Annotated in this window: 23 protein-coding genes and 1 tRNA gene; 7 read left to right on the forward strand and 17 right to left on the reverse strand. The window is 62.0% G+C overall.

Annotation, left to right across the window (positions count from 1 at the left end; translation table 11 throughout):
* Positions 1-88: 88 nt before the first annotated feature.
* From ATC00_RS22580 to ATC00_RS22595, 4 genes are all read right to left on the reverse strand, one after another.
* Positions 89-400: a hypothetical protein gene (locus ATC00_RS22580; protein ID WP_037379653.1), complete on the reverse strand. Its 312-nt coding sequence runs from the start codon at positions 398-400 to the stop codon at positions 89-91.
* A gap of 162 nt (positions 401-562) precedes the next feature.
* Positions 563-2,863, reverse strand: coding sequence for a Tex family protein (locus tag ATC00_RS22585; protein ID WP_064254508.1), 2,301 nt, complete (start codon positions 2,861-2,863; stop codon positions 563-565).
* Between the two features lie 289 nt (positions 2,864-3,152).
* Positions 3,153-4,409 carry an SAM-dependent methyltransferase gene (locus ATC00_RS22590; protein WP_064254509.1) on the reverse strand — a complete coding sequence of 419 codons (1,257 nt, stop codon included), beginning with the start codon at positions 4,407-4,409 and terminating at the stop codon, positions 3,153-3,155.
* Positions 4,410-4,783: 374 nt separating this feature from the next.
* The gene (locus ATC00_RS22595; RefSeq protein WP_037379645.1) at positions 4,784-5,782 is read right to left on the reverse strand and encodes a glutathione S-transferase family protein; all 999 of its coding nucleotides are present in this window, start codon (positions 5,780-5,782) and stop codon (positions 4,784-4,786) included.
* Between the two features lie 182 nt (positions 5,783-5,964).
* On the opposite strand from ATC00_RS22595, the gene ATC00_RS22600 reads away from it, so the two are divergent.
* A complete protein-coding gene (locus tag ATC00_RS22600) occupies positions 5,965-6,963 on the forward strand; it encodes a glycerophosphodiester phosphodiesterase family protein (protein WP_064254510.1) in 999 nt (332 codons plus the stop codon).
* A gap of 16 nt (positions 6,964-6,979) precedes the next feature.
* On the opposite strand, the gene era is transcribed toward ATC00_RS22600, so the two are convergent.
* The 8 genes from era to rpoZ all read right to left on the reverse strand — a co-directional run bounded on the left by era (position 6,980) and on the right by rpoZ (position 13,727).
* Positions 6,980-7,909: a GTPase Era gene (era, locus tag ATC00_RS22605; RefSeq protein WP_037379642.1), complete on the reverse strand. Its 930-nt coding sequence runs from the start codon at positions 7,907-7,909 to the stop codon at positions 6,980-6,982.
* Positions 7,910-7,917: 8 nt separating this feature from the next.
* The gene (rnc, locus tag ATC00_RS22610) at positions 7,918-8,634 is read right to left on the reverse strand and encodes a ribonuclease III (protein ID WP_132075459.1); all 717 of its coding nucleotides are present in this window, start codon (positions 8,632-8,634) and stop codon (positions 7,918-7,920) included.
* On the reverse strand, positions 8,634-9,377 hold the full coding sequence (lepB, locus tag ATC00_RS22615) for a signal peptidase I (RefSeq protein WP_037379989.1): 744 nt from the start codon (positions 9,375-9,377) through the stop codon (positions 8,634-8,636). Before lepB ends, rnc begins: the two co-directional genes overlap by 1 nt.
* Before the next feature lie 102 nt (positions 9,378-9,479).
* Complete coding sequence (acpS, locus tag ATC00_RS22620) at positions 9,480-9,899, reverse strand: holo-ACP synthase (protein ID WP_037379638.1); 420 nt, start codon at positions 9,897-9,899, stop codon at positions 9,480-9,482.
* Positions 9,896-10,420: a DUF2062 domain-containing protein gene (locus ATC00_RS22625; RefSeq protein WP_234782407.1), complete on the reverse strand. Its 525-nt coding sequence runs from the start codon at positions 10,418-10,420 to the stop codon at positions 9,896-9,898. Before ATC00_RS22625 ends, acpS begins: the two co-directional genes overlap by 4 nt.
* 264 nt (positions 10,421-10,684) lie before the next feature.
* The gene (locus ATC00_RS30590) at positions 10,685-10,837 is read right to left on the reverse strand and encodes a DUF3563 family protein (RefSeq protein WP_064506643.1); all 153 of its coding nucleotides are present in this window, start codon (positions 10,835-10,837) and stop codon (positions 10,685-10,687) included.
* Positions 10,838-10,992: 155 nt separating this feature from the next.
* Complete coding sequence (locus ATC00_RS22630; RefSeq protein ID WP_064254511.1) at positions 10,993-13,218, reverse strand: RelA/SpoT family protein; 2,226 nt, start codon at positions 13,216-13,218, stop codon at positions 10,993-10,995.
* Positions 13,219-13,322: 104 nt separating this feature from the next.
* Positions 13,323-13,727: a DNA-directed RNA polymerase subunit omega gene (rpoZ, locus tag ATC00_RS22635; RefSeq protein WP_037379631.1), complete on the reverse strand. Its 405-nt coding sequence runs from the start codon at positions 13,725-13,727 to the stop codon at positions 13,323-13,325.
* Positions 13,728-14,192: 465 nt separating this feature from the next.
* Between rpoZ and ATC00_RS22640 the strand changes: the two genes are divergently transcribed.
* On the forward strand, positions 14,193-14,771 hold the full coding sequence (locus ATC00_RS22640; RefSeq protein WP_037379629.1) for a LabA-like NYN domain-containing protein: 579 nt from the start codon (positions 14,193-14,195) through the stop codon (positions 14,769-14,771).
* Between the two features lie 117 nt (positions 14,772-14,888).
* Here the strand turns inward: ATC00_RS22640 and smpB are convergent, their stop codons facing one another.
* Both smpB and dapA read right to left on the reverse strand, forming a co-directional pair.
* Complete coding sequence (gene smpB, locus ATC00_RS22645) at positions 14,889-15,368, reverse strand: SsrA-binding protein SmpB (protein WP_037379627.1); 480 nt, start codon at positions 15,366-15,368, stop codon at positions 14,889-14,891.
* Positions 15,368-16,252 carry a 4-hydroxy-tetrahydrodipicolinate synthase gene (dapA, locus tag ATC00_RS22650; protein ID WP_064254512.1) on the reverse strand — a complete coding sequence of 295 codons (885 nt, stop codon included), beginning with the start codon at positions 16,250-16,252 and terminating at the stop codon, positions 15,368-15,370. Before dapA ends, smpB begins: the two co-directional genes overlap by 1 nt.
* A gap of 297 nt (positions 16,253-16,549) precedes the next feature.
* On the opposite strand from dapA, the gene ATC00_RS22655 reads away from it, so the two are divergent.
* Both ATC00_RS22655 and ATC00_RS22660 read left to right on the forward strand, forming a co-directional pair.
* A complete protein-coding gene (locus ATC00_RS22655) occupies positions 16,550-18,613 on the forward strand; it encodes a lytic transglycosylase domain-containing protein (RefSeq protein WP_064254513.1) in 2,064 nt (687 codons plus the stop codon).
* A 52-nt stretch (positions 18,614-18,665) separates the two neighbouring features.
* Positions 18,666-19,562, forward strand: coding sequence for an alpha/beta fold hydrolase (locus ATC00_RS22660; RefSeq protein WP_064254514.1), 897 nt, complete (start codon positions 18,666-18,668; stop codon positions 19,560-19,562).
* 141 nt (positions 19,563-19,703) lie between these two features.
* Here ATC00_RS22660 and ATC00_RS22665 read toward each other — a convergent pair whose 3' ends face one another.
* Together ATC00_RS22665 and ATC00_RS22670 are read right to left on the reverse strand one after the other, a co-directional pair.
* Positions 19,704-20,735: a porin gene (locus ATC00_RS22665; protein WP_064254515.1), complete on the reverse strand. Its 1,032-nt coding sequence runs from the start codon at positions 20,733-20,735 to the stop codon at positions 19,704-19,706.
* A gap of 648 nt (positions 20,736-21,383) precedes the next feature.
* A tRNA-Ser gene (locus ATC00_RS22670) sits at positions 21,384-21,473 on the reverse strand.
* Between the two features lie 218 nt (positions 21,474-21,691).
* Between ATC00_RS22670 and ATC00_RS22675 the strand changes: the two genes are divergently transcribed.
* From ATC00_RS22675 to ATC00_RS22685, 3 genes are all read left to right on the forward strand, one after another.
* Positions 21,692-22,045 (forward strand): hypothetical protein, encoded by a 354-nt coding sequence (locus ATC00_RS22675; RefSeq protein WP_064254516.1) that lies wholly within the window; start codon positions 21,692-21,694, stop codon positions 22,043-22,045.
* Between the two features lie 228 nt (positions 22,046-22,273).
* Positions 22,274-22,720 carry a PilZ domain-containing protein gene (locus tag ATC00_RS22680; protein ID WP_064254517.1) on the forward strand — a complete coding sequence of 149 codons (447 nt, stop codon included), beginning with the start codon at positions 22,274-22,276 and terminating at the stop codon, positions 22,718-22,720.
* Positions 22,721-22,804: 84 nt separating this feature from the next.
* Positions 22,805-23,926 carry a pyridoxal phosphate-dependent aminotransferase gene (locus ATC00_RS22685; RefSeq protein WP_064254561.1) on the forward strand — a complete coding sequence of 374 codons (1,122 nt, stop codon included), beginning with the start codon at positions 22,805-22,807 and terminating at the stop codon, positions 23,924-23,926.
* 30 nt (positions 23,927-23,956) lie between these two features.
* On the opposite strand, the gene ATC00_RS22690 is transcribed toward ATC00_RS22685, so the two are convergent.
* Complete coding sequence (locus tag ATC00_RS22690; RefSeq protein WP_018239181.1) at positions 23,957-24,223, reverse strand: sel1 repeat family protein; 267 nt, start codon at positions 24,221-24,223, stop codon at positions 23,957-23,959.
* Between the last annotated feature and the right edge of the window lie 149 nt (positions 24,224-24,372).

Raw genomic sequence — 24,372 nt, forward strand, 5'->3', positions numbered from 1 at the left:
GAAGCCGCCGGGCTTTGCCCGCGCAGATATCGCGATTCACCCAATAATTTCAGCAGTTTACCGTTTATGGACGGGCACTAGACTAAGACTAGGCCTTCGGGCCGACGGGAATGATCGTCTCCCAGCTCTTGCCGGCGAGGATCACGCAGCTTCGGCCTGAGACGTCGGTGATGACCAAAGTCCAGGTGCCGCTGTCGGCGGCGTAGAGCTCCATCACCGCCTGCTGATTGACCATACCGACCGCGGCCTGCTTCTCGGAATATTGCTTGGCGAGAAACTCGATCACTTTCGCACGATCGGCACAATTCAGGACCGCCTGCGCACCAGCCATCTGGGGATATAGGGTTGCCGCCGCCAGAAGAATGGCGTGCGGAAGGATGCGAATTGCATTGGGTACCATAACGCACCTCCTCTCGCCGGGACTCCGGCGGAAGAGGGGTTTCCGCTGACCTGTTCCGCCGTATCCGGCATTCCTATGGTCGGCACCCAGCCGCGACCATCGCACCGCGAGCCGATGAGCACGTAACGATGCTCGGCGCGCCGCCGTTCCATTGCAGCGCTCTTATTTTTTCTTCATCGCCTCCATGAGCGCAGCGCCAAATGCACCTTGGGTCGGCGCCTGAGATTGTTGCGGTCGTGCTGCAGCATTGCGATTGCCGCTCCCAGACGACTGCCCCCTCGCCTCCCGTCCCGTTTCGGCGCCTCCATCCTTGCGCATGCTGAGCCCGATGCGTTTGCGCGCCACGTCGATCTCGGTGACGCGAACCCGCACCACGTCGCCGGCCTTGACGACCTCATGCGGATCTTTGACGAAACGATCGGCGAGCTGGGAGACATGCACGAGCCCGTCCTGATGCACCCCGATGTCGACGAAGGCGCCGAAGGCCGCGACATTGGTCACCGTCCCTTCGAGCTGCATGCCGACCTTCAGATCCTTGATGTCGTCGACCCCCTCGGCGAAGGTCGCCGTCTTGAAGCTCGGGCGCGGATCGCGGCCCGGCTTCTCCAGTTCGGACAGAATGTCCTTCACCGTTGGCAGACCGAATCGTTCGTCGACGAAGCTGCGCGGATCGAGTTTCTTCAGCGCCGCACTGTCACCCATCAGCGAGCGCACATCCCGGCCGCAGGCGGCGACGATCTTCTTGGCCACGCCATAGGCCTCGGGGTGCACGGCCGAGGCGTCGAGCGGCTCGGATCCGTTGGTTATCCGCAGGAAGCCGGCGCACTGCTCGAAGGTGCGGGCACCGAGACGCGACACCTTGAGAAGATCCTGCCGCTTTGAAAAGGCCCCCATCGCATCGCGATGTGCCACGATCGCTTCGGCCGACGACTTGCCCAGGCCGGAAACACGCGCCAGCAACGGTGCCGATGCGGTGTTGAGATCGACGCCGACGGCGTTCACCGCATCCTCGACGACGGCGTCCAAAGAACGGCTGAGGTGCGACTGGTCGACGTCGTGCTGGTACTGGCCGACGCCGATCGATTTCGGTTCGATCTTGACCAACTCGGCAAGCGGGTCCTGCAGCCTGCGGGCGATCGACACGGCACCGCGAAGCGATACGTCGAGGTTGGGAAATTCCGCCGCCGCCGTCTCCGAAGCGGAATAGACGGAGGCGCCAGCCTCGGAAACGATCACTTTGGTCGGTTTCGGTGTCGGCATCTGGACCAGCATGTCGGAGACCAGCTTCTCCGTTTCGCGGCTGCCGGTGCCGTTGCCTATGGCGATCAGTTCGACCTTGTGCTTGCGGACGAGCGCCGCGAGTTCTGCCTGCGTGCCGCGAACGTCGTTCTTCGGAGGGAACGGGTAGACCGTCGTCGTCTCGAGCAGCTTGCCGGTGCCGTCGACGACGGCGACCTTAACGCCGGTCCGGATGCCCGGATCGAGGCCCATGGTCGGACGCGAGCCGGCCGGCGCCGCAAGCAACAGGTCCTTGAGGTTGCGCGCAAAGACGCGGATCGCCTCCTCCTCGGCGCGCTCGCGCAGTTCGCGCACGAGGTCCAGCGACAGGGACAGCGACAGCTTGACGCGCCAGGTCCAGCCGATCACCTCCAGCAGCCATTTGTCACCGGGCAGGTGCCCGCCGACCTCGTAGGCGACGGCGATCATGCGCTCGACCGGCTTTTGCGGAGAGACCGCCTCCTGGTCGACGACGATATCGACCGAAAGGATTTCTTCATTCCAGCCGCGCAGCATCGCCAGCGCGCGATGACCCGGCGCCGTTGCCCAGCGCTCCGAGTGATCGAAGTAATCCGAGAACTTAGCCCCCGCCTCCTGCTTGCCGTCGACGACCTTCGCCCGCAGGAATGCCGTCTCCCGCATATGATTGCGCAACCGGCCCAGCAGGTCGGCGTTTTCGGTGATGCCTTCGGCAATGATGTCGCGGGCGCCGTCGAGCGCCGCCTTCACGTCCGGAACCTCGGCTGAGATGAAGACTTCCGCCCGTTCGGCCGGCGCAATCGAGCGATCGGCAAGGATCGCCTCGGCGAGCGGCCCGAGACCGCGCTCCCGGGCAATCTCCGCCTTGGTTCGCCGTTTCGGCTTGTAGGGCAGGTAGATGTCCTCGAGCTCCGCCTTGGTTACGGCGGCAGCGATCTTGCCTTCAAGCTCGTCGGTGAGCTTGCCCTGGCCACGAATCGACTCGAGAATGGACGCCCGGCGCGCTTCGAGCTCCCGCAAATAGGTGAGCCGCTCCGAGAGGGTGCGCAATTGGGTGTCGTCGAGACCGCCGGTGATCTCCTTGCGGTAGCGGGCGATGAAAGGCACCGTCGCTCCGGCATCGAGGAGTTCGACGGCGGCGCCCACCTGGGCGGCAGTCGCCTTGATCTCGCTTGCGATGATGGCGGCGATGGGCTTTGCGGTCATGTCTGCGTTCCGTCCGTTGTTTCCAGCCGGACCATAAAGGTGCAGATGATGAAGGCCAAGTGAGGGCTGGTAGTCGGGTACTCGAACTCCACAACAGATGGCAGATTGGCAGACTCTTATAGCGCCCGACGTCGCGGGCAAGGCGGACCCGCCCCTCTCTCGCGTTTAAGCCGAGGAGTAGCCCTCTTCGCGCGCGGCAGAGGGGACGAAAGGGCACGGCGCGTCTCCTTCCGCCTGCGGGGAGAAGGAGGCCGATGGGCGAGAACACCCGCCGCTTCACGAACTCTCGCTAGACCGCGACGAGCTCCAACCGCGAGCGGGTTTTCTCGAACTCCAGCAATTCGCGCTCCTTCGCTTCGATGTAATCGCGCGAGACCGGTACGGTCTCCAGCGACGGCGAAAGCTGGAGTTGGAAGATGAAGTGCTTGTCGTAGAGGAAGGCAGTTTCGGAAGCGGCGAGATAGAACTCCCACATCCGGAAGAAGCGTTCGTCATAGAGCTTCACCGCTTCCTCGCGCCGGGCGGCAAAACGCTCGCGCCAGGCGCGGAGCGTCCAAGCATAGTGCATCGGCAGGATCTCGATGTCCTTGACGAGCAGGCGCGTGCTTTCGACCGGCGGCAGGACCTCGGAAAGCGCCGGGATGTAGCCGCCGGGGAAGATGTACTTCTCGATCCAAGGATTGGTCGCCCAGGGCTTGTAGACCTGGCCGATCGAATGAAGCAGCATGACGCCGTCAGGCTTGAGCAGTTCCTTCATCTTGCGGAAGAAATTGCTGTAGTTGCCGATGCCCACATGCTCGAACATGCCCACGGAGACGATCCGGTCGAACTGCCGTCCCTGCAGGGTGCGGTAATCCTGCAATTCGAACCGAACGCGATCGGAAAGCCCGCGGCGGGCGGCGCGCTCGCGCGAGACCTTCAGCTGCTCCTCGCTCAGGGTGATGCCGGTGACGTCGACGCCCGTTGCTTCGGCAAGATACATCGCCAGACCGCCCCAGCCGGAACCGACCTCCAGCACGCTCTGGCCCGGCTCGAGCAGCAGCTTCGCCGCGATGTGGCGCTTCTTGGCGCGCTGCGCCTCGTCGAGCGAAATGCCCGGCGGATGGAAATAGGCGCAGGAATATTGCCAGTCCTCGTCGAGGAAGAGGTTGAAGAGCTTGCCGTCAAGATCGTAATGATGGGCGACATTGTATCGGTTGCGGTTGACCGGCAGCCGACTTTTTAGCTGCTGACGCAATACGTGCCCAAGTGCGACGATGGAGTTGGCAAAGGTCGCCGCGTTTTCCACACCATTGCTCTTGATGATCGCCAGGACGTCGAAAATATCGCCCTCTTCGATCACGATACGGCCGTCCATGTACATTTCGCCGAATTTCAGGCCGGGGTCGTACAATATGGCCTTTTCCGCCTCATCATCCGTTATATGCATGGCGGCGGGCTTCCCCGTACCATCACCAAGAACAACTTTCCTTCCCGATGAAAAGATGACCGTCAGAGTTCCCTTCTGGACAAGACGGCGAAGCAACTTCAACAATGCTGCATTCATATCCAACCTCAGCGCCAGACCTATACGGACATATGGGTTCTTCCGCATGGAGCGGGCGGTTCGGGTCGGCCTCCGGAAGGTGCGCGCCGCAACAGCGCTGGTTGAGTCCAGAAGCAGCGAGAACCGGCTCGGGCAAGCCTCACGGCCTCCGGCGGGCTGGCGCCGTGCAAAGGCACGGGGCTGCAACCGGGATGTCGTCAGGCCAGCCTCGTGAGGCTCCTATCCATCAGAACTTACATTAACTTAGCGGCGTTCGGCGGTTAATCAATGGGGTTGTGCTGTGGCCCCTCAAGGATTTGCTTCCTTAGTACAATCCGAAAAAATCGGACGCCTGCCGGAGTGGGGTTGCCCGCGAGTGACCCGCTAGTCTTAGTCTAGGCGCCGAAAACTCCGAGACCGGCAAGACGTGATCGATCATGTGGGCGATCGAAGTCGATCACGGGACCCGCCGGCACGATCCCGGTGGGATTGATGTGCCTGATACCGTAGTATCCGCGCTTGATATCCTCGATCCGGACGGTTTCACGAATTCCCGGCCACTGGTAGAGCTCGCGCAGGTAGTTGGAGAGGCAGGGATAATCGTCGAGCCGGCGGAGATTGCATTTGAAGGCGCCGTGATAGGCGGCGTCGAAGCGGATCAGGGTCACGAAGAGGCGGATGTCTGCCTCGGTCAGATATTCGCCTGCGAGATATCGTTTCACGTCGAGATGCCACTCGAGTTCGTCGAGCATGTCGAAAAGGACCATGACGGCCTCCTCGTAGGCGGTCTGGGTCTTGGCGAATCCGGCCCGGTAGACGCCATTGTTCACAGACGCGTAGATCGGCCCGTTCCAGCGATCGATGGCGGCACGGAGCGCCGACGGATAGAAGTCGAGGCGGTTGCCGGACAAGTGGTCGAAGGCCGTGTTGAGGATGCGAAGGATGTCGGCCGACTCGTTGTTGACGATGCGCCCTTCCTGCATGTCCCAGAGCACAGGGACGGAGACCTTGCCGGTATAGGCCGGGTCACTCGCGGTATAAAGCTGATGATGGTAGCGGATGCGGCCGACGCGGCTGCCTGCATCCACAGGCTCGTCATAGGTCCACCCGTCCTCCCTGAGGACGGGATTTGCGGCCGTAAGCCCGACGATCTCCCGAAGTCCCTTGAGATTGCGCATGGCGATCGTCCGGGAAGCCCAGGGGCAGAGATAGGAGACAAACAACCGGTAACGTCCCGCTTCGGCGGCGGATGCCGGCTGGCCGTCGGGCCCGGATTGCCCGTCAGCGGTGATCCAATTGCGGAAGCGGGTCGGCTCGCGATGGAACGCACCGTCCTTCATCTCGCTTGCCGCGACATCATTCTTGACCCATTTTCCCTGGACGAGCTGCGGCACCTAAGTTCTCCTGTGGCATTGCATTGGGCGGTTCGGGAGCCTACCTCCCATGGGGCTCACTACCGGTCAATCGCGCGCCGAGGTGACAGTTTGTTCGCAATCGGCATCACAGGAAGCGTGACGGCGCACGTGCGGAAGCGCCGCTATGCCGAGCAGAGCACGGTGCGAGAGGAGGATTTACGATGAGGAAACTCGCCGTCATCGCCGTCGTCGCGGTCATCATCGTCGCCATCGTCTGGGTCCTCAACACGTCCTATCTCGTGACACCGCCCGCCGGCGCCGCGAAGGTTCTCGCCCATCGCGGCATTCATCAGGTCTTCAGTCTGGACGAGGTGGGCAACGACACCTGCACGGCTGAGCGTATCGAACCGCCGCGCCATGCCTATCTCGAGAACACGATCGCCTCCATGCGCGCAGCACTCGACAGCGGCGCCGAGGTGATCGAACTGGATGTCCACCTGACGCCGGACCGCCAGTTCGCCGTCTTCCACGATTGGACGCTCGACTGCCGCACCAATGGAGCGGGCGTCACGGAAGAGACGCCGATGTCCAAGCTGAAGACGCTCGACATCGGTTACGGCTACACGGCGGACGGCGGCAAGACGTTTCCCTTCCGCGGCCAGGGAGAAGGCGAGATGCCGACACTGAGGGAAGTCTTCACCGCCCTGCCCCACGGCCGCTTCCTGATCAATTTCAAGAGCGAGCGGCGCGAGGAAGGTGCGACCCTTGCCGTGATGCTGCGGTTTCACCCGGAGTGGCGCAAATTGATCTTCGGGGTCTACGGAGGCAGAGCGCCGACGCAGGAGACCCTGCGGTTGGTCGGCGGGCTGAGGGGCTACGACCGGCAATCCACCATGGCCTGCCTTGGCCGCTATGCCGCCTATGGCTGGACGGGGATCTTGCCCGAAGCCTGCAGCGATACGCTGATCGTCGTACCCGCCAATTACGCGCCCTTTCTGTGGGGGTGGCCGAATCGATTTGCCGCCCGAATGCAGGCCGCCGGAAGCGAGATCATCCTGCTCGGGCCGCATCGTGGCGGCGACTTCACATCCGGAATCGACAGCGCCGAACAGCTCGCCCTCGTTCCGGAGAATTTTTCCGGCTACGTCTGGACCAATCGGGCCGAGACGATCGGACCGCTTCTGAACAAGAGGCTCGCCGCCTCGAATGACCAAAAATAGCCGCTACGTTAACCGCTTATCTGGGAAAATCGAGGCCCATTTCGCGGAAACGCTCCGGATCGTCACCCCAGTTCTCGCGCACCTTGACGAACAGAAAGAGGTGCACGGGCTGCTCCAGGATCTCGGAAATTTCCTTCCGGGCCGCGGTCGAGATCGCCTTGATCGCCTCCCCGCCCTTGCCGAGCGCGATCTTCTTCTGACTGTCGCGCTCGACATAGATCACCTGCTCTATGCGCACCGAGCCGTCCTTGCGCTCCTCCCATTTCTCCGTCTCGACGTGGGACGCGTAAGGGAGTTCCTGATGCAGGCGCAGGAACAGCTTCTCGCGGGTGATCTCGGCGGCGAGCTGCCGCATCGGCAAATCGGAAATCTGGTCCTCCGGATAGTACCACGGCCCCTCCGGCAGTGCCGTGGCGAGATAATCCATGAGATCCTTGCAGCCGGAGCCAGTAAGTGCCGAAATCATGAAGGTACGCTCGAACGGAACGACTTCGTTAGCGGCGGCCGCAAGCTTCAAGAGGTCCTCCGGGCGAACCCGGTCGATCTTGTTGAGGACCAGGATCTTCGGCTGGTGAACGTCCTTAAGACCCTGGAGGATCGTTTCGGCGTCGCCCTTCAGTCCGCGCTCGCTGTCGATCAGCAGCATGATCAGGTCGGCATCCTTCGCGCCGCCCCAGGCCGTCGTCACCATGGCCCGGTCGAGCCGGCGTCGCGGCTTGAAGATGCCGGGCGTGTCCATGAAGACGATCTGGGTCCTGTCATGAATGGCAATGCCGCGGATGATCGCCCGCGTCGTCTGCACCTTGTGGCTGACGATCGATACCTTCGCGCCGACCAGGTGGTTCACCAACGTCGATTTGCCTGCATTCGTTGCGCCGATCAACGCCACGAAGCCCGAGCGGGTCGCCGTGCCGTCGGCGCCCGTAACCTGTTCCTTGTCCGTCATAGCTTCCGTCAATTTCCGGCAGACTGTTTCTGCCAAACACCTTCGCGTTCCAACAATCGCATTGCAGCGATCTGCTCGGCTCCGCGCTTCGAGCGATCGGTCCCGGTTTCCGGCTCGATGCCGTCGACCTCGACGGTCACGGTGAAACGCGGATCGTGGTCGGGACCGGAGCGATCATCCGTCCTGTATCTCGGCGCAACCCCGAACTTGGCGTGCGCCCATTCCTGCAATTCCGTCTTGGCGTCTCGGCGGGCACCGTCGGCGCTTGCGGCGCGATCGGTCCAGTGCCGCAGCACGAAGCGACGCGCCGCCTCCAGGCCGCCATCGAGATAGATCGCGGCGATCAGCGACTCTACCACATCGGCCCGCACATTCATCATGTGCTTGCCGGTGATCTTCTTCACGTCGGAGCCGGTGCGAATGAATTCGTGCAGCGACAACTCGTCGGCCACCCGGGCGCAGCTCTCGGCGCTGACAAGTTGGTTCAATCGAACCGACAGCTCTCCCTCATTGGCGTCGAGAAAGGTCTGGAACAAAAGTTCGGCGACGCAAAGTCCGAGAACGCGGTCGCCGAGGAATTCAAGCCGCTGATAGTTGCTTGCCCGCGCATTGCGGGCGCTGGAATGGGTCAGCGCGCGGTCGAGGCGCTCCTTCTCGGCGAACTGATAACCGATCGCGGTCTCGAGCCTCGCCCGATCCTCCGCGCTCAGCGACCGTCCCTTCATCATTCGACAACCTTGAACAGCCGGTCGTAACGCAGATTCGCCGGCCAGTTCCAGATTTTTAGGAAGGACGTGTCATTGCCGAGGGAGAAGAAAATCATGCTGGCGCGACCGACCAGGTTTTCCGCCGGCACGAAACCGACGTCGAAGCGGCTGTCCGAGGAATTGTCCCTGTTGTCGCCCATCATGAAATAATGGCCTTCCGGCACCAGGAATTCGCGGGTGTTGTCTCCGCTGGAATCCGGGAACTGGTCGAGCGTGTCATAGGTCACACCCGTGTCCAAGGTCTCGCGGTAGACGGGCACGTCGCCGCCGGTGTCATAATTATCGTCTGCACGGAAGGTTCCGTCGGGGACCCGATCGACCGGCTTGCCGTTGACGTGGAGGACACCGTTCCTGACCTGAATTCGGTCGCCCGGCAGGCCTACGACACGCTTGATATAGTCGATGTCCGGATTGGGCGGAAAGCGGAAGACGACGATATCGCCGCGCTTCGGCTCGCTCGCAAAGATCCGGCCGCTGAAAAGGTCCGGCGAAAAGGGCAGCGAGTATTTCGAATAGCCGTAGGCGAACTTGTTGACGAAGATATAGTCGCCGACGAGCAGCGTCGGCATCATCGAGCCGGACGGAATCGTGAAAGGCTGGAAGAAAACGGTGCGGATGACCAAAGCCAGGAGCAGCGCCTGAACAATGACCTTCACATTCTCCCAGAGGGCGCTCTGGTGCGTTTCTGTCTTTTCTTCCACGCTCAGTTCTTCCTTGTCGTCCTGCCGCGCAACCGCATCCACGTGTTCACCGGGTCAGTTCGCTTCAAGCGACTGCCGGAGCCGGCACTATCCGGCAGTGCTCTAAACCGTTCCCTCGGCGGGGGCAACCGGCAGCGCCTCGATAATCACGAAAGCTTGTGCAAGCGGGAAGTCATCGGTGATCGTCAGATGAATGGCTGCCCGGTGCCCAATGGGCAGCATCTCCTGAAGGCGGGCGGCCGCGCCGCCGGTCAGTTGCATCGTCGGCTTGCCGCCCGGCATGTTGACCACACCCATGTCCTTCCAGAAGACGCCTTGGGCAAGCCCGGTGCCGAGCGCCTTCGAACAGGCCTCCTTGGCGGCGAAACGCTTGGCATAGGAGGCCGCGCGGTTTTTGCGCGCATCCGACTTGGCGATCTCGATGTCGGTGAAACAGCGGTTGACGAAACGCTCGCCAAATCGTTCGAGCGAGTTCTCGATGCGGCGAATATCGATGAGATCGCTGCCGATGCCGATGATCATGACGTGTATCCGGCTTTTTGCAACCGCTCTCGCCGCCGGACCTGGAATATCCGGGCGGTCTGGAAGGCAAGCGGGTAAAAGATCAATGCGCCGGCGAGCGCAAGCGCCAGCGAGCCGACGAGCACAGGCTTGAGCACCGGCCCCCAAAGTTCGGCAAGCTGCATTTGCTCGATCAATCGGGCGAACTCTGCCGAGCCGACACCCGGCCCGGGCTGCGGTCCCGTGAGCGCGGCGCCGATTTCGTAAGATGCGGTCAGGATCACCGGAATGGTAATCGGATTGGCGAGCGCAGTGGTGATGATCGCTGCCACGAGATTGCCGGAGAAGAGCCAGGCGAGCATGACAGCCAGGACAATGTGCAGGCCGAACAACGGCGTGCACGCGGCGGCTGCGCCAGCCGCTACGCCGACGGCGATCGAATGGGGAGAGGAATTCAGCCGGAGTATGCGCAGGGCGATATAACGCGGACCGCGCGAGAGCCCCTTGCGCGGCCAGAAGAAGGCGCGAAGCCGTTCGGACATCGTGACCGGTTCTCTGCGCCTAAATAGCATTCTGTGGTCGTCGCATCTTGAAACCGCCCATCGGCGCCCTGTGATGGGCGCAAAGATAGGCGTCAGACCCGCAAGGCGCAAGGTTGACGGCCAAGGGCTGGAGCTGTCCTTCGAGCTATTCAGCATATGCATAGCTCGAAAACACACTTCCGCACTGATCCGTGGCGGTCCATGTCTTTTTCGCCACCGGATCCATGGGATCCCGAAAGCGCATCAGCTTAGGTTACCTGCGGATCAAAAGTCCTTGCGAAACAGGCCGCGGTCGATCTGGCGCTGACGGTATTCGAGGTCGATGCGGTCGATCGAACCGTTCAGATAGGCGATTTCGCGCTCTTCGATGGTGGGGATGTGCAGAGCACGGGTAATTTTCTTCAATTGCTTGAACATGGCAAACCTCTTCGTTTACCTCCCGATCCGATAAGTAGTTTAGCGATCGGTGTTCTACCAGCGCCATGATCAGCCGGCAGCCATGCATACAGCGCATGACATGCCGATTTTATGCCTCGCATTGCTCACAAAAGAGGCATGAAGCGGAGGCAGGCCTAGTCGAAAAGCCGCTTGACCAGGGAAATGCTCGGCAACTCCTTGAGCTGCGTCGTCAGGTGATTGAGCTGACGCAGGTCCCAGACCTCCAGATCGAACTGCAGCTCGCTGAAATCGGCGGCAACCCGCCCCATGGAAAGCGAGCGGATATTGACGTCGCTGGTGGCGATCGCCTGGGCGATCTCGGCCAGCGTGCCGGGTTCGTTCAGGGCACTCACGGCGATCCGCGCCATGAAGCGGTTGTTGTTGGCCTCGTCGAGGTCCCAACGAACGTCGATCCAGCGCTCCGGCTCCTCGTCGAACTTCTGCAGGATCGGCGACTGGATGGGATAGATGGTGATGCCCTTGTCCCGATCCATGATGCCGACGATCCGATCGCCGGGAACAGCCCCGGCAGGACTGAAATGCACCTCCGCATTGCCGGAAAGGCCGCGGATCGGCAGCGCTTCCGGACCCTCCACCTGCCCCGCCGCGGCTGCCTCCTTAGAACGCTCCGGCAGCTTGAAGACCATGCCGGCGGCACTACGCATGTTGAACCAGCCGTCGTCGGCACTCGGCTTCACGGTCACCCGTTCGTCCTGATGGTCGGGGAAGACGGCGCGCAGGACGTCGAGCGAGGAGAGCTCACCCCGGCCGACGGCGGCAATCGCATCCTCGACTTCCTTCTGGCCGAGCCGGTGCAGCACCGGCTTCAGCCCCTCACGCGAGAAGCTCTTGCCGGCCCGTTCGAATGTGCGCTCCAGGATGCGGTAGCCGAGACCCGCATATTGCTTGCGGATGGCGGCACGGGTGGCGCGCCGGATCGCCGCGCGTGCCTTTCCGGTGACGACGATCTCCTCCCAGGCGGGCGGCGGCACCTGGATGCCCGAGCGGATGATCTCCACCTCGTCGCCGTTGTTGAGGCGGGTGACGAGCGGCATGATGCGGCCGTTGATCTTGGCGCCGACGCAGGTGTCGCCGATATTGGTGTGCACCGCATAGGCGAAGTCGATCGGCGTGGCGCCGCGCGGCAGCGCGATCAATTGCCCCTTGGGTGTGAAGCAGAAAACCTGGTCCTGGAAGAGTTCGAGCTTGGTATGCTCTAAAAATTCCTCGGGATTGTCGCCTTCTGCAAGCGATTCGATCGTGCGCCGCAGCCAGGCATAGGCGTTCGACGTCGGAGACCGTGTCGGATCGCCCGTGAGGGCGTCGCGATCCTTGTAGAGAGCATGGGCGGCAATACCGTACTCGGCGATCTCATGCATGCGCCTGGTGCGGATCTGCAGCTCGATGCGCTGGCGCGAAGGCCCGATGATCGTCGTGTGGATCGACTGGTAATCGTTCTGCTTCGGCGTCGAAACATAGTCCTTGAACCGGCCGGGAACGACGCGCCAGCGGGTATGCACAATGCCGAGCGCCCGATAGCAGGAGGGGATATCGTCGACCATGATGCGGAAGCCCCAGACATCTGACAGCTGCTCGAAGGAAAGCGATTTCGACTGCATCTTGCGGAAGACGGAATAGGGCTTCTTCTGACGTCCCTTCACCTGGGCATTTCGCAAGCCCTCGGCCTGCAGCAACTCGCTCAGTTCCTCCTCGATCTTCTTGATCAAGCCCTCGTTGCGCTGGGAGAGCTCTTCCAGCCTCCTCGTGACGGTCTCGTAGGCCTCCGGATTGATATGGCGGAAGGCAAGGTTCTCGAGCTCCTCGCGCATGTCCTGCATGCCCATGCGCCCGGCCAGCGGCGCATAGATGTCCATCGTCTCCTCGGAGATGCGGGCGCGTTTCTCCGCCGACATGTGGTCGAGCGTGCGCATATTGTGCAGCCGGTCGGCGAGCTTCACCAGAAGCACGCGGACATCGTCCGAAATCGCCAACAGCAGCTTGCGCAGGTTCTCCGCCTGCTTGGCCTTCTTGGTGACGAGGTCGAGTTTCTTGATCTTCGTCAGGCCTTCGACCAGCGCGCCAATGTCCTCGCCGAAGAGTTCGTCGATCTCCTGCCGCGTCGCCGTGGTGTCCTCGATCGTGTCATGCAGCAGCGCAACGGCGATCGTCGATTCGTCGAGGTGCATTTCCGTGAGGATCGCCGCCACTTCGAGCGGATGGGAAATGTAGGGATCGCCGCTTGCCCGCTTCTGCTGCCCGTGCTTCTGCATGGCATAGACATAGGCCTTGTTCAGCAAGGCCTCGTTCACGTCGGGCTTGTATTTCTGAACGCGCTCAACGAGCTCGTATTGGCGCATCATTCGCAGGCGGCTCCATGACAGTCGGACAAACAAAAAGTGCGCCAATCATATGAGTGGCGCACTGCTTCGAAAACACGTTTGGAACGGCTGTTCGCGAACGGATCTCAGTAGTCGTCGCTCTTTTCCGGCGGTACCAGGCCTTCGATGCCGGCCAGCAGCTCCTCTTCCGACATGCGGTCGAAGGTCAAAGCCTCCGGCTGTTCCTCGTCTTCCGCGGCCTCCGCAAAAGCGGCCGGTTCCGACTGGGCGATCGCGGCCGCATCGGGCTCGGGCTCGTCCACTTCCACATGCTTCTGCAGGGAATGGATCAGATCTTCCTTGAGATCGCCCGGCGAAAGGGTCTCGTCGGCGATCTCGCGCAGGGCGACAACCGGATTCTTGTCGTTGTCGCGGTCGACCGTGATCGGAGCGCCCTGAGAGATCAGGCGTGCGCGGTGGCTGGCGAGCAGGACGAGTTCGAAACGGTTTTCGACCTTGTCGATGCAGTCTTCGACGGTGACGCGGGCCATGGCCTTGTCCTTTGCGAGAGCGCGGCGGCGGCCGCGGCAGGATTAACGACACGAAACCGGAACGCCGCGACAGGACGGCACTTGCGGCTCCGATTTCTGGAATTAATCGCCCGGATACAATCAAAACAGCACAAGTTCAAGTTTTTCCTGCGTCCACCGCTCACATCATTCCCGGCCCCATGATAGAATACGACATATCCGCGATGCGGCCGAGGTCCACATATATGGATTGTATTTTGGGAGGCGCCAGCCGAAATCTCCACCAGCAATCGTAAATTGAAGTGTGGATGAACTGGAGCAACTGCTAAAACTTGCTATATGCACCGTACGCCGCTTGGATTAATGCGTGGCATAACTTACATTATTTGCAATATCAGCAATTATTAATGTAATGCGCCTATTTTCTGCGCGCCTTCTGCGGGGGCAGATGGCTATAATGCGCAGGGCATGGAAAAGGAAATTACGATGTTCGATCCTCGCGAAAAAATCGCTCTTTTCATCGATGGCGCCAATCTCTACGCCGCCTCGAAGAGCCTGGGCTTCGACATCGATTATAGAAAGCTGCTGAAGGCGTTCCAGAAACGTGGTTACCTGCTGCGCGCTTATTATTACACCGCACTTATCGAAGACCAGGAATACTCCTCTATCCGCCCCTTGATCGACTGGCTGGATTACAACGGCTACAAGGTCGTCACCAAACCGGCGAAGGAATTCACCGACTCGCTCGGTCGGCGCAAGATCAAGGGCAACATGGATATCGAGCTGGCGATCGACGCCATGGAGCAGTCCGAAACCGTCGATCATCTGGTGATCTTTTCGGGTGACGGTGATTTCACCACGCTTGTCGAGGCGCTGCAGCGCAAGGGACGCAAGGTTTCGGTCGTCTCGACGATGTCGACGCAGCCGCCGATGATCGCCGACGACCTGCGCCGCCAGGCCGACCACTTCATCGATCTGGCGACACTGAGGGGCGAGATCGGCCGCGAGCCGTCCGAACGCATGGCACGCCCGCCCGAGCCCGTTTCCAACGACGCCGAGCTTTAATTGACACCGGCTTCAATCCCGCTCGTTCCCCCGGCTTTTCCGCGCGCGGGACGATGCATCTAGCCTGCTTTTTGCTCGCTTTTCGCAATGGCGACGGAGATGCTGCGCGGCAACGCGTCAGCCGCGCTCCTTCAGCAGCCGGTTTTTCTGCCGGTTCCAATCGCGCTCCTTGGAGGTTTCGCGCTTGTCGTGCAGCTTCTTGCCCTTGCCGAGAGCCAGTTCCAGCTTCGCCCGGCCCCGCTCGTTGAAATAGATCTTGAGCGGAATAAGCGACATGCCCTCACGATTGACCGCGCCCTGCAGCCGGTTCACCTCGCGCTTCGACAACAGCAATTTGCGGCGCCGCCGGGTCTCGTGATTGAAGCGATTGGCCTGGAGATATTCCGGCAGGTAGGAATTGATCAGCCAGATCTCGCCGCCCTCGTCGGTGGCGTAGGATTCCGAAATATTGGCTTTCCCCTCGCGCAACGACTTGACCTCCGTGCCGGTCAGCACAAGGCCGGCCTCGTAGGTATCGACGATCTCGTAGTTGAAGCGGGCCTTGCGGTTTTCCGCCACCACTTTCCTGACCGTGCGCTCGCTGCCCTTGGGTGCCATCAGTTCATCAATCCCGCGTGCCTGAGCGCCGCGTCGATCGCCGCTTCGGTCGTCGGCTCGAGCGTCGGCAGCAGCGGCGAGCGCACGGCGCGGCTCATCCGCCCGAGGCGATGAAGCGCATATTTTGCGCCGCAGAGACCGGGCTCCATGAAGATGGCCTTATGAAGCGGCATCAACTTGTCCTGATATTCCAGCGCCTTGGCGTAGTCACCGGCAAGCGTCGCTTCCTGGAACTCGGCGCAGAGGCGCGGCACGACATTTGCAGTTACCGAGATGCAGCCCACGCCGCCATGGGCGTTGAAGCCGAGCGCTGTCGCGTCCTCGCCGGAAAGTTGGACGAAATTCTTGCCGCAGGCCATGCGCTGCTCGGAGACACGCTCGATCTTGCCGGTCGCATCCTTAACGCCGATGATCGTCGGATAGGCGTTTGCCAGCGCGGCCATGGTCTCGACGCTCATGTCGACGACCGAGCGGCCCGGAATGTTATAGATGACGATTGGCAGCTTCACGCTTTCGGCAATCGCCGCATAGTGAGCGAAGAGGCCCTTCTGCGTCGGCTTGTTGTAGTACGGCGTCACGACCAGGATGGCATCCGCGCCGGCCTTTTCGGCGTGCTGCGCCAGTTCGACCGCCTCGGTCGTGTTGTTGGAGCCGGCGCCGGCGATAACCGGCACGCGCCGCGCCGCCGCCTCGACACAGAGCTCCACCACCTGCTTGTGTTCGTCGTGCGAAAGGGTCGGCGATTCACCGGTGGTGCCCACGGGCACCAGGCCGTGGCTGCCCTCTTTTATCTGCCATTCCACATGCGCGACGAAACTTGCCGCGTCCACCGCGCCGGTGGACGTGAACGGTGTTACGAGTGCGGGAATGGAACCCTTGAACATGCACAACTCCTGACGGCTGACGGGGCAAATATGCGCCCACGCTTTGGCCGCATTCGACGGTTAGAAACTGCCGCACCATAATCATGTGACATGGCCGCGGCAAGCGCCGGACAGGCGCATTTCCTAGCAGTTTTCCCGCAATTCGACCGCTCGACGCGCGTCGATCGGCGGGGGAAGCCAGGGATGCACGAGGATCCGCCTTTGCCGGCGATTGCAGCGATGACGGATGGCCGCTAACTTTTCGTTAGCAAATCCGGCAGCTAATGAGTTGAGAGAAACGGGGAAGCACGGGGCTTGATGCGCGGACCACACTTTCTGGCTGTCGCCGCCATTTCCGGCGCCGCGATGCTGGCGTCCTCCGCCCTTGCAAACGAGACCCGCATCCCCGTGCCGACGGACAGGCCCGGTACGCGCGCGCCGGCATCGATTGTCGCCAACGAGGTCACAGGCGCCATACGGGCCGCAATAGCGCCGGTCGCTTCCGATCTGAAGACCGGCCTCGATGCGCTCTTCGATCGCAAGCCAGCCGAGGCGATGGCTATCCGCAACCGCATGCGTGCGGGATCGCTCGACCGCCATGTCCTCACCTGGGCGATCGCCGTGTCCGGGCAAAAGGACATCCCCTCCTACGAGATCGCCGAAGCGCAGCGCGAGCTTCGCGGCTGGCCCGGCCTGAAGACGCTGCGCGCCTATTCCGAGCGGGCGCTCTACCGCGAAAATCCCAGTCCTGCAGACGTAGTCGCCGCCTTCGGCTCGACTCGGCCGGAAACAGCTGAAGGCGCCATCATCCTTGCGCGGGCACTCGTGGCCGAAGGAAAGGCTAATGCGGCGGCGCATCAGCTCCGTGCTTTCTGGTTAAAGGAAACGCTGGACAAGGAGACCGAAAGCAAAATCCTTTCGGAATTCTCCTCCCTGCTCACGCCTGCCGACCATAGGCGCCGCATGGAGATGCTCCTTTATCGCAGCCGTGTCGAACAGGCGCAGAGATTCAGCGACCTGGGCAAGGCGCAATCGCTCTACAGGGCCTGGACTGCGGTCAGCCGCGGCAGCGGCAAGGCGGCGGCGCTGGTTGAAGCGGTCGATGCGTCCTGGCGCGACAGTCCCGCCTATCTTTTCCTGCGCATCGAGTATCTGCGCAAACAGGAGAAATTTAAGGAGGCCGCGGAGCTCCTTGCTTTGGCGCCGAAGGACAGCAACGCCCTCGTCGATGCCGGCGAGTGGTGGACCGAACGAAGGATCGTCAGCCGCGGCCTGCTCGACGAGGGCGATTTCCGCGGAGCCTACCGCATTGCCGCCCATCATGCTGCCATCGACGCGACCGACATCGTCGACGCCGAATTCCATGCTGGATGGTATGCGCTGCGCGGGTTGGAGGATCCAACGACGGCGGCGCGACACTTTCGGAAGATCCTGGAGACGTCCAGCCGGCCGATTTCGGCGTCGCGGGCCTGGTATTGGCTGGGACGTGCCGCCGAGGCCGGCGGCCCGGGGAAATCGGACGAGTATTTCACCAACGCCTCTCGCTATCCCGGCACGTTCTATGGCCAGCTCGCCGCAGCCCGGCTTGGCCGCCCAGCCCTCAACGTCGCCTATCCCTCGCCGACCCCTGAGGATCGCGCACGACTGGAAGGTCGCGAAGCCGTTCGGGCTATCGAACGCCTGGAAGCCGCCGGCCACGGCTGGCGCGCGGAAAGCCTCTACCGGGCGCTTGCCGAGGACCTGACCAATCCGGGTGAACTCGCCATTCTCTCGGCACGGGCGGAAAAGGCGGGCAATCATCAACTGTCCCTGCAGATCGGCAAGATCGCGTTCGGCCGCGGCATCGATGTCGCCGCGCTCGCCTTTCCCCTCGGCGTCATCCCGACAGACGCGAATATCAGCGGCGCCGGCAAGGCACTTGCCTACGCAATTGCCCGCCAGGAGAGCGCCTTCAATCCGGCCGCCGTGTCGGCCGCCAACGCCCGCGGCCTGCTGCAGCTTCTGCCGGCTACGGCGAAGGGCGTCGCCAGCCGCTACGGCCTTGCCTATTCCAAGGATCGGCTGACGAGCGACGCCGGCTACAACGCAACGCTCGGCTCGCACTATCTCGGCGAGCAGATCGACCGCTTCGGCGGCTCCTATATCCTGACCTTCATCGCCTACAACGCCGGACCCGGCCGGGTGCCGGAATGGCTGGCGCGCTACGGCGACCCGCGCGGCGAGCCGATCGACGAGGTGGTCGACTGGATCGAACGCATTCCCTTTCAGGAAACCCGCAACTATGTTCAGCGGGTGATGGAGAACTACCAGGTCTACAAATCCCGTCTCGGACAGAAGGCGGACATCGTCGCCGACCTGAGGACGGGCCGCGATCCTTCCTGAGGGCGGCCCCCCAGACAAGGACAATCTCCTGCAAGTAAGCAAAGGTGGTGCCATGCGAGAGCATCTGGTGCGTGAGGAACAAGTGTTTCGGGAGCACTATTTTCACGCCAGGGACGGCCTCAGGCTCTATGGCAGGTGCTACGGCAGCGAAGTCATAGGCGGTGGCAAACCGCCCATCGTCTGCTTGCCCGGGCTGACGCGCAACAGCCGCGATTTTCATCGCCTGGCAGCTTTCCTTGCCTCGCCCGACGGCGGTGCTTATCCCGTCGTCACGCTGGACTATCGCGGCCGCGGACAGTCGGAGCGCGACAGCGACAAGAGCCGCTACACGATCGCGGTCGAGGCAGTGGATGTCGTCGCGGCCTGCGCCCATTTCGGCATAAGCAAGGCGACTTTCATCGGCACGTCGCGGGGCGGGCTCATCCTGCATTACCTCATCGCGTCCGCCCCTGCCCTCATCGGCCGGGTCGTGCTCAACGACATCGGTCCGGTGATCGAGATCGAAGGACTGCTGAGGATCAGGGACTACCTCAATGCTCCGGCGCGCCCAAGTAGCTGGGCGGACGCCCCAGACCTCCTCCAGCGCCTCCACGGACCAGACTTCGCCCGTCTCGGTCCACAGGACTGGCGAGAGATGGCGGATGCGATCTATCGCGATGTCGGCGGCGTTCCGATGGCAGACTTCGACCCGGCGATCGCTGCGCAACTGAGGGGCCTCACCAGCGAAGCAGTGCTGCCGTCGCTGTGGCCGCAATTCGACGCCTTCGCGGACACACCTATAATGGTCATTCGCGGCGAGCATTCACGATTGCTGAGTGCGGCGACGGTGCAGGAAATGGCCCGGCGGCATTCCGGCCTGATTGCGATCACCGCGCCCGGCCAGGGCCACGCTCCGCTTTTGCACGTCGATGGCCTCAAAGACGAAATCGCCGCTTTCATTCAAAGCTGACGGATATTCCTATGACGCCCGGCTCCCCAAGTTGGTGAGGCATAGCAGGGCCTTATTCAGTGTCGTAGTATCTTACATCCAAAAAAGAAAAAGCCCGGCTCAAGAGCCGGGCTTCTCTCCACTGACCGAGGTCAAGTCAGATTAGAAGTCACGCTGCAGGCGGAGGAAGCCGCTGACCTGCTCTTCAGCGTTATCCGGGTCCGTGTAGTTGATCGTGAAGCGCGAAGCGAGGCCTTCGGTGATCTGGTAATCAGCCGTGATACCAACGCGCCACTGATCGTCACCGGAGTCGAAGCCGCCAGCGCCGTCGTTCAGGTCACCCCAGTACTGAGCGCCGGGGGTGATTGCGAACTTCTCGGTTGCGTTGAAGCGGTACGAAGCAGCAACGCTCCACTCGGAGTCAGACCAGTAAGCGTTCGGGTCGGATGCCCAGATCGCAGCAGCCTGCAGGGTGCCCGGACCAACGTCTGCAGAAAGCAGAGCGCGGATCGCGCCTTCTTCGAGTTCGGTGTCGAAGCCGCCGAGCAGGTCGAACGATACGCCGCCGAGCGTAGCGGAAACGATACCTTCGATGCCAACGCCGTTAGCCTTCGTGGTAGCAGCTTCGAGTTCGTCAACAGCGATACCGGCCTGGAAGGTGCCGCCATCATAGAGGTAAGCGATCGAGTTGAACTCGGTGTTTTCGCCGATCGAGTCGGTTTCGCCGTTCAGGCCCTTATCCCACCAGCTGTAGAAGAAGCCGGCCTTGAGGCCGCCGAGCTGGATGTAAGCTTCATCGACGTCGATCAGGCTGTCGCCTTCGTCGGAGTCGTTGTCGGCGTTGAACTCAGCAGCGAAGAAGCCGGTGAGCGTGCCGTACTCGGTGTCGCTCTTGGCGTCGAACGAGATGTAAGCGCGGGAGAAGACGTCCCAGTCCGACGTGGACTGCAGCGGGTTTTCCCAACGGTTGTCAGCAGCGTCACGGCCGAAGTCGCCCTGTACGCGGATGAAGCCGCCAATCTTGAGGCAGGTTTCCGTGCCCGGGATGTAGAAGTAGCCGGTGCCGAAAGCGTCGCAGACGCGAACGTATTCCATGGGCTCCGGCTCGGCAGCGACGATAGCGTCGGCAGCCTGGGCGCCGGATACTGCTGCGAGAGCAGCAGCGGAGCCGAGAAGAAGGCTCTTGATGTTCATTTCTGACCTCCAGTCAAAAGTTTCAAACGGGTCTGGGTTTCTTTGCTGAAGGACAGCGTTCCCTGCCCCATCCCCAACGTTCAAGAAGTCGGACGATCAACCGCCCTTGCTTCCGGAGTTGAAAATACAAAACGGAGAGGGGCGCGCAATGTCCAACTTGTCAGATCAACTCCTTTGCGCCGCCCTTCCCTGATCCCTGTTGCTGAAACGACACAAAATCGCCCAAGACGGCCCGGGGTTCTTAACAAAGTCTTAAGAAAATCCTTTAGCCATGGGGAGTTAGCGGAGACCCACGGGACCGCTTTTGTTTCAGAAAGAGGCAGAACGAGGCCGAAAACAGGGCAAAACCGGGCAGCGAAGCTACCGCGCGCCGCCTTCGCACAAGTCTCGACTCGCCAGGACGGGCATCCGAGGAGTTGGAGCCGAGGCCTTTTTCGAGCGATTCCCGGAGAATCAGCGGCTGGAGATTCGCGCATGTCCGACGACTCGCGCAGAGACCCGAGGGGAATTTAGGCTGGCCCACCCTTACGCGAGAAGTCGTTCGGCAATGGCACCATGAAGCGGCGCTTCGACGGGCGCCGACGGAAGTGTTGATGTCAGCTCTGCCGGAACACGGCCAGCAGCTGAGTGAAGGGCTTTGTTGGAATATGGCGGAGAAGAAGGGATTCGAACCCTCGATACCGTTTCCGGTATACTCCCTTAGCAGGGGAGCGCCTTCGACCACTCGGCCACCTCTCCGTTAGCGCCTGACTAGTGGCAGCGCGCCTTCAATGCAAGATTTTTTTGTCGAATTTCGGGAATTCCCGCCATTTTCGTCGTGGTCGTGCGGACGGCTCTGACCGCTTGGCGGCAAGGCTGAAGCAAGTCGGATCGGCGAGTGTGACGTCCGTCGCCACAGGATAGTCCGTGCATGCGGATTTTCCCGCCGACAAGACAGGTATTCCCCGGATCACGCCATGTCGATGATCATGCATGTCGCTCACGGAAAGCCCGGCCAGTCGGCGGTTGCCTATCCGCATTATCATATCGAGCGCCCCTGCCGCATTCTTGTCATCGGCAGTCAGTTGAAGGCGAAGACCAAATATCAGCCGCTGCTGCGGCACATTTCGATCGGCGGCGCCATGCTCGACTTCAACGCTGCGATCCTGCTGCCGAAACACTTCTTTCTGGAGATCGACGGCTTCAAGGAGGAGATCGGCTGTGCCGAGGTGCATCGCAGCGGGGCGGAACTCGGCGTGCGCTTCAACATGCTGCTGGCACAGGAATTCCTGCGCACGCTGATTCGCCTCCAGTTCTCGAGCGGATTATGAGTGCGGGCGACGCACCGACGCTTGGGCCGGGCGCTTCATTAGATTTCTATTGAATATTTTCAAGCGATTGCAAGATTGCTGGTGGAAAGTGGCCGTCGACCGTTCAGGCGCGCCTCGCCGTCTCGAAGGTGCCGGCAAATGACTTGCCGGGTCTGGCAAAGCTCCGTTGACCGCGGCGTAAGAACCGCACGACGTCTCGCGAGCGGCGCTATCATCGGAGCACGACGCATGTTGCAGTCGACCATGTATTCGCTTGTCCCATCGCCGCTTTACGAGCGGCGTTACGAACGTTTCGCGATCGGACATGCCGCGACGCTGATGTCGGTGCGGCCAGCCCTCGGCGGCGTGTCGATCCGCGCCTGCAAGATGATCGATATCTCGCGCGGTGGAGCGAGTTTCTCGGTCAGCACGACGATCGGCCTGCCTGCGCACTACTATCTCCACATCGTCGGAACGAATGTCCGGATCGGCTGCGCCGAGGTTCACCGGCGAGACAACCGAATCGGGGTGCAGTTCATCAAGCCCATCGACGAAGCATTCCTCCATCAAATCGTGCGCCACGAATTCTTTACCGGACAGGCCGGCAACGTCAAAACAGCTGGAACCGGCCCGGGCGCCGGTCGTCTTACCCCGCCGCGGCCGCCGGTTGCCTTGCTCCGGGGCGGCAACCCCTGACCCTTGCGCCTTTTTGCGCATTCCGCTTGCCGTTCCGATGCGATAAGTTCCGCGGCGCTTTTCGAACGGAGCTCAGTTGTCCAGATGTCCGCATTCTCGCGTTTCACGCCGCTCATCCGATCGCTGCCGGCCACGGTTCCCTTCGTCGGTCCGGAAGCGATCGAGCGGCAGCGCGGCCGCCGCATTGCCGCGCGCATTGGCGCCAACGAGAGCGGCTTCGGGCCGGCCGATTCGGTCTTCCTCGCCATCCAGCGAGCCGCCGGCGAAACCTGGAAATATGCAGATCCCGAAAATTACGAGCTGAGGCGCGCACTTGCGGGGCATCTCGGCACGTCGCCTGCCCATATCGCCGTCGGAGAGGGAATCGACGGCCTGCTCGGGGAGATCGTCCGCCTTGTCGTCGAGAGGGACACCCCGGTGGTGACTTCGCTCGGAGGCTATCCGACCTTCAATTATCACGTGGCAGGGCATGGCGGCCGGCTCGTCACCGTGCCTTACGTGGACGACCGCGAAGACCTCGATGGCCTGCTCGCTGCGGTCAAGCGCGAGGCGGCGCCGCTCATCTATCTCGCCAATCCCGACAATCCGATGGGGAGTTGGTGGCCGGCCGCGCGAATCATCGAGTTTGCGGCCGCCTTGCCGGATACGACGCTGCTCATCCTCGACGAAGCCTATTGCGAAACGGCGCCGCCCGAAGCTCTGCCGTCGAGCGAGAGCCTGATCGACCGGCCGAACGTCATCCGCACCCGCACCTTCTCCAAGGCCTATGGTCTCGCCGGCGCGCGCGTCGGCTATGCGCTGACAACGCCGGGTACCGCACAAGCCTTCGACAAGATCCGCAACCATTTCGGCATGAATCGCATCGGTGTGGCTGCGGCGCAGGCCGCCCTTTCCGACCAGCAATACCTGAAGGAAGTGACGCAGAGGATCGCAGCGTCGCGCGACCGGATCGCCGGCATTGCGCGGGAGAACGGGCTGCTGCCGTTGGCGTCGGCGACGAATTTCGTCACAATAGACTGCGGACGGGATGCAACCTATGCCCGCTCGATCGTCGACCGGCTGATGGGCGATCACGGCATCTTCATCCGCATGCCGGGCGTCGCGCCGCTCAATCGGTGCGTCCGGATCAGCACCGGCCCCGATGCCGAGATGGATTTGCTCGAGGCCGCCCTGCCCGCCGTGCTCAGGAGCATGGCCGAGCGCTAAACTGGAGTTGCTACCGCCGCCTGTGCGGTATCAATGCACGGTCATCCATTCGCGCGCGGCGCGCAGGGCTGCGGCAAGATCGGTCTTGCTCATCGTCGCGGCGAGATCAGCGCGAAGGTCGGCGGCGCGGTCCGAGCCCTTGATGGCAGCGATGTTCAGCCACTTATGGGCGGCCACCAGGTCCACCGGCCGGCCGCGGCCGGTCGCATAGGCAAGACCCATTTCGCAAAGAATGTCGGCCCGGTTTTCGCCACCCATTGCCGCATCCGACGTGATCTCGAAGTCAAAGCGTGCCATTTTTCTTGTCCCTGTCGTTCTTTGTTGGTTTGGCCGAAGCGGCACGCCCCTTGGGGCGCGCCGGGCTTCAGTCGCTTGCTCTTGTTGTCCCTGTTTCAGTCTTGCCTCTTGGCGGGCATTCCGATGTCGCGCCATCTTGTTGCGGCGTC

This window comes from Sinorhizobium americanum, assembly GCF_001651855.1.
Classification (GTDB): Bacteria; Pseudomonadota; Alphaproteobacteria; order Rhizobiales; family Rhizobiaceae; genus Sinorhizobium; species Sinorhizobium americanum.

Excerpts from the sequence above, each read along its gene's own strand:
- ATC00_RS22680 (WP_064254517.1), top strand. The coding sequence starts at position 22,274 with ATGTTGCAGTCGACCATGTATTCGCTTGTCCCATCGCCGCTTTACGAG.
- acpS (WP_037379638.1), bottom strand. The coding sequence starts at position 9,899 with ATGATCATCGGCATCGGCAGCGATCTCATCGATATTCGCCGCATCGAG.
- dapA (WP_064254512.1), bottom strand. The coding sequence starts at position 16,252 with ATGTTCAAGGGTTCCATTCCCGCACTCGTAACACCGTTCACGTCCACC.
- ATC00_RS22580 (WP_037379653.1), bottom strand. The coding sequence starts at position 400 with ATGGTACCCAATGCAATTCGCATCCTTCCGCACGCCATTCTTCTGGCG.
- ATC00_RS22625 (WP_234782407.1), bottom strand. The coding sequence starts at position 10,420 with ATGTCCGAACGGCTTCGCGCCTTCTTCTGGCCGCGCAAGGGGCTCTCG.
- ATC00_RS22600 (WP_064254510.1), top strand. The coding sequence starts at position 5,965 with ATGAGGAAACTCGCCGTCATCGCCGTCGTCGCGGTCATCATCGTCGCC.
- ATC00_RS22585 (WP_064254508.1), bottom strand. The coding sequence starts at position 2,863 with ATGACCGCAAAGCCCATCGCCGCCATCATCGCAAGCGAGATCAAGGCG.
- ATC00_RS22675 (WP_064254516.1), top strand. The coding sequence starts at position 21,692 with ATGTCGATGATCATGCATGTCGCTCACGGAAAGCCCGGCCAGTCGGCG.
- rpoZ (WP_037379631.1), bottom strand. The coding sequence starts at position 13,727 with ATGGCCCGCGTCACCGTCGAAGACTGCATCGACAAGGTCGAAAACCGT.
- ATC00_RS22685 (WP_064254561.1), top strand. The coding sequence starts at position 22,805 with ATGTCCGCATTCTCGCGTTTCACGCCGCTCATCCGATCGCTGCCGGCC.
- ATC00_RS22690 (WP_018239181.1), bottom strand. The coding sequence starts at position 24,223 with ATGGCACGCTTTGACTTCGAGATCACGTCGGATGCGGCAATGGGTGGC.
- smpB (WP_037379627.1), bottom strand. The coding sequence starts at position 15,368 with ATGGCACCCAAGGGCAGCGAGCGCACGGTCAGGAAAGTGGTGGCGGAA.
- ATC00_RS30590 (WP_064506643.1), bottom strand. The coding sequence starts at position 10,837 with ATGTTCAAGCAATTGAAGAAAATTACCCGTGCTCTGCACATCCCCACC.
- ATC00_RS22660 (WP_064254514.1), top strand. The coding sequence starts at position 18,666 with ATGCGAGAGCATCTGGTGCGTGAGGAACAAGTGTTTCGGGAGCACTAT.
- era (WP_037379642.1), bottom strand. The coding sequence starts at position 7,909 with ATGACGGACAAGGAACAGGTTACGGGCGCCGACGGCACGGCGACCCGC.
- ATC00_RS22665 (WP_064254515.1), bottom strand. The coding sequence starts at position 20,735 with ATGAACATCAAGAGCCTTCTTCTCGGCTCCGCTGCTGCTCTCGCAGCA.
- ATC00_RS22590 (WP_064254509.1), bottom strand. The coding sequence starts at position 4,409 with ATGAATGCAGCATTGTTGAAGTTGCTTCGCCGTCTTGTCCAGAAGGGA.
- ATC00_RS22640 (WP_037379629.1), top strand. The coding sequence starts at position 14,193 with ATGTTCGATCCTCGCGAAAAAATCGCTCTTTTCATCGATGGCGCCAAT.
- rnc (WP_132075459.1), bottom strand. The coding sequence starts at position 8,634 with ATGAAGGGACGGTCGCTGAGCGCGGAGGATCGGGCGAGGCTCGAGACC.
- ATC00_RS22655 (WP_064254513.1), top strand. The coding sequence starts at position 16,550 with ATGCGCGGACCACACTTTCTGGCTGTCGCCGCCATTTCCGGCGCCGCG.
- ATC00_RS22630 (WP_064254511.1), bottom strand. The coding sequence starts at position 13,218 with ATGATGCGCCAATACGAGCTCGTTGAGCGCGTTCAGAAATACAAGCCC.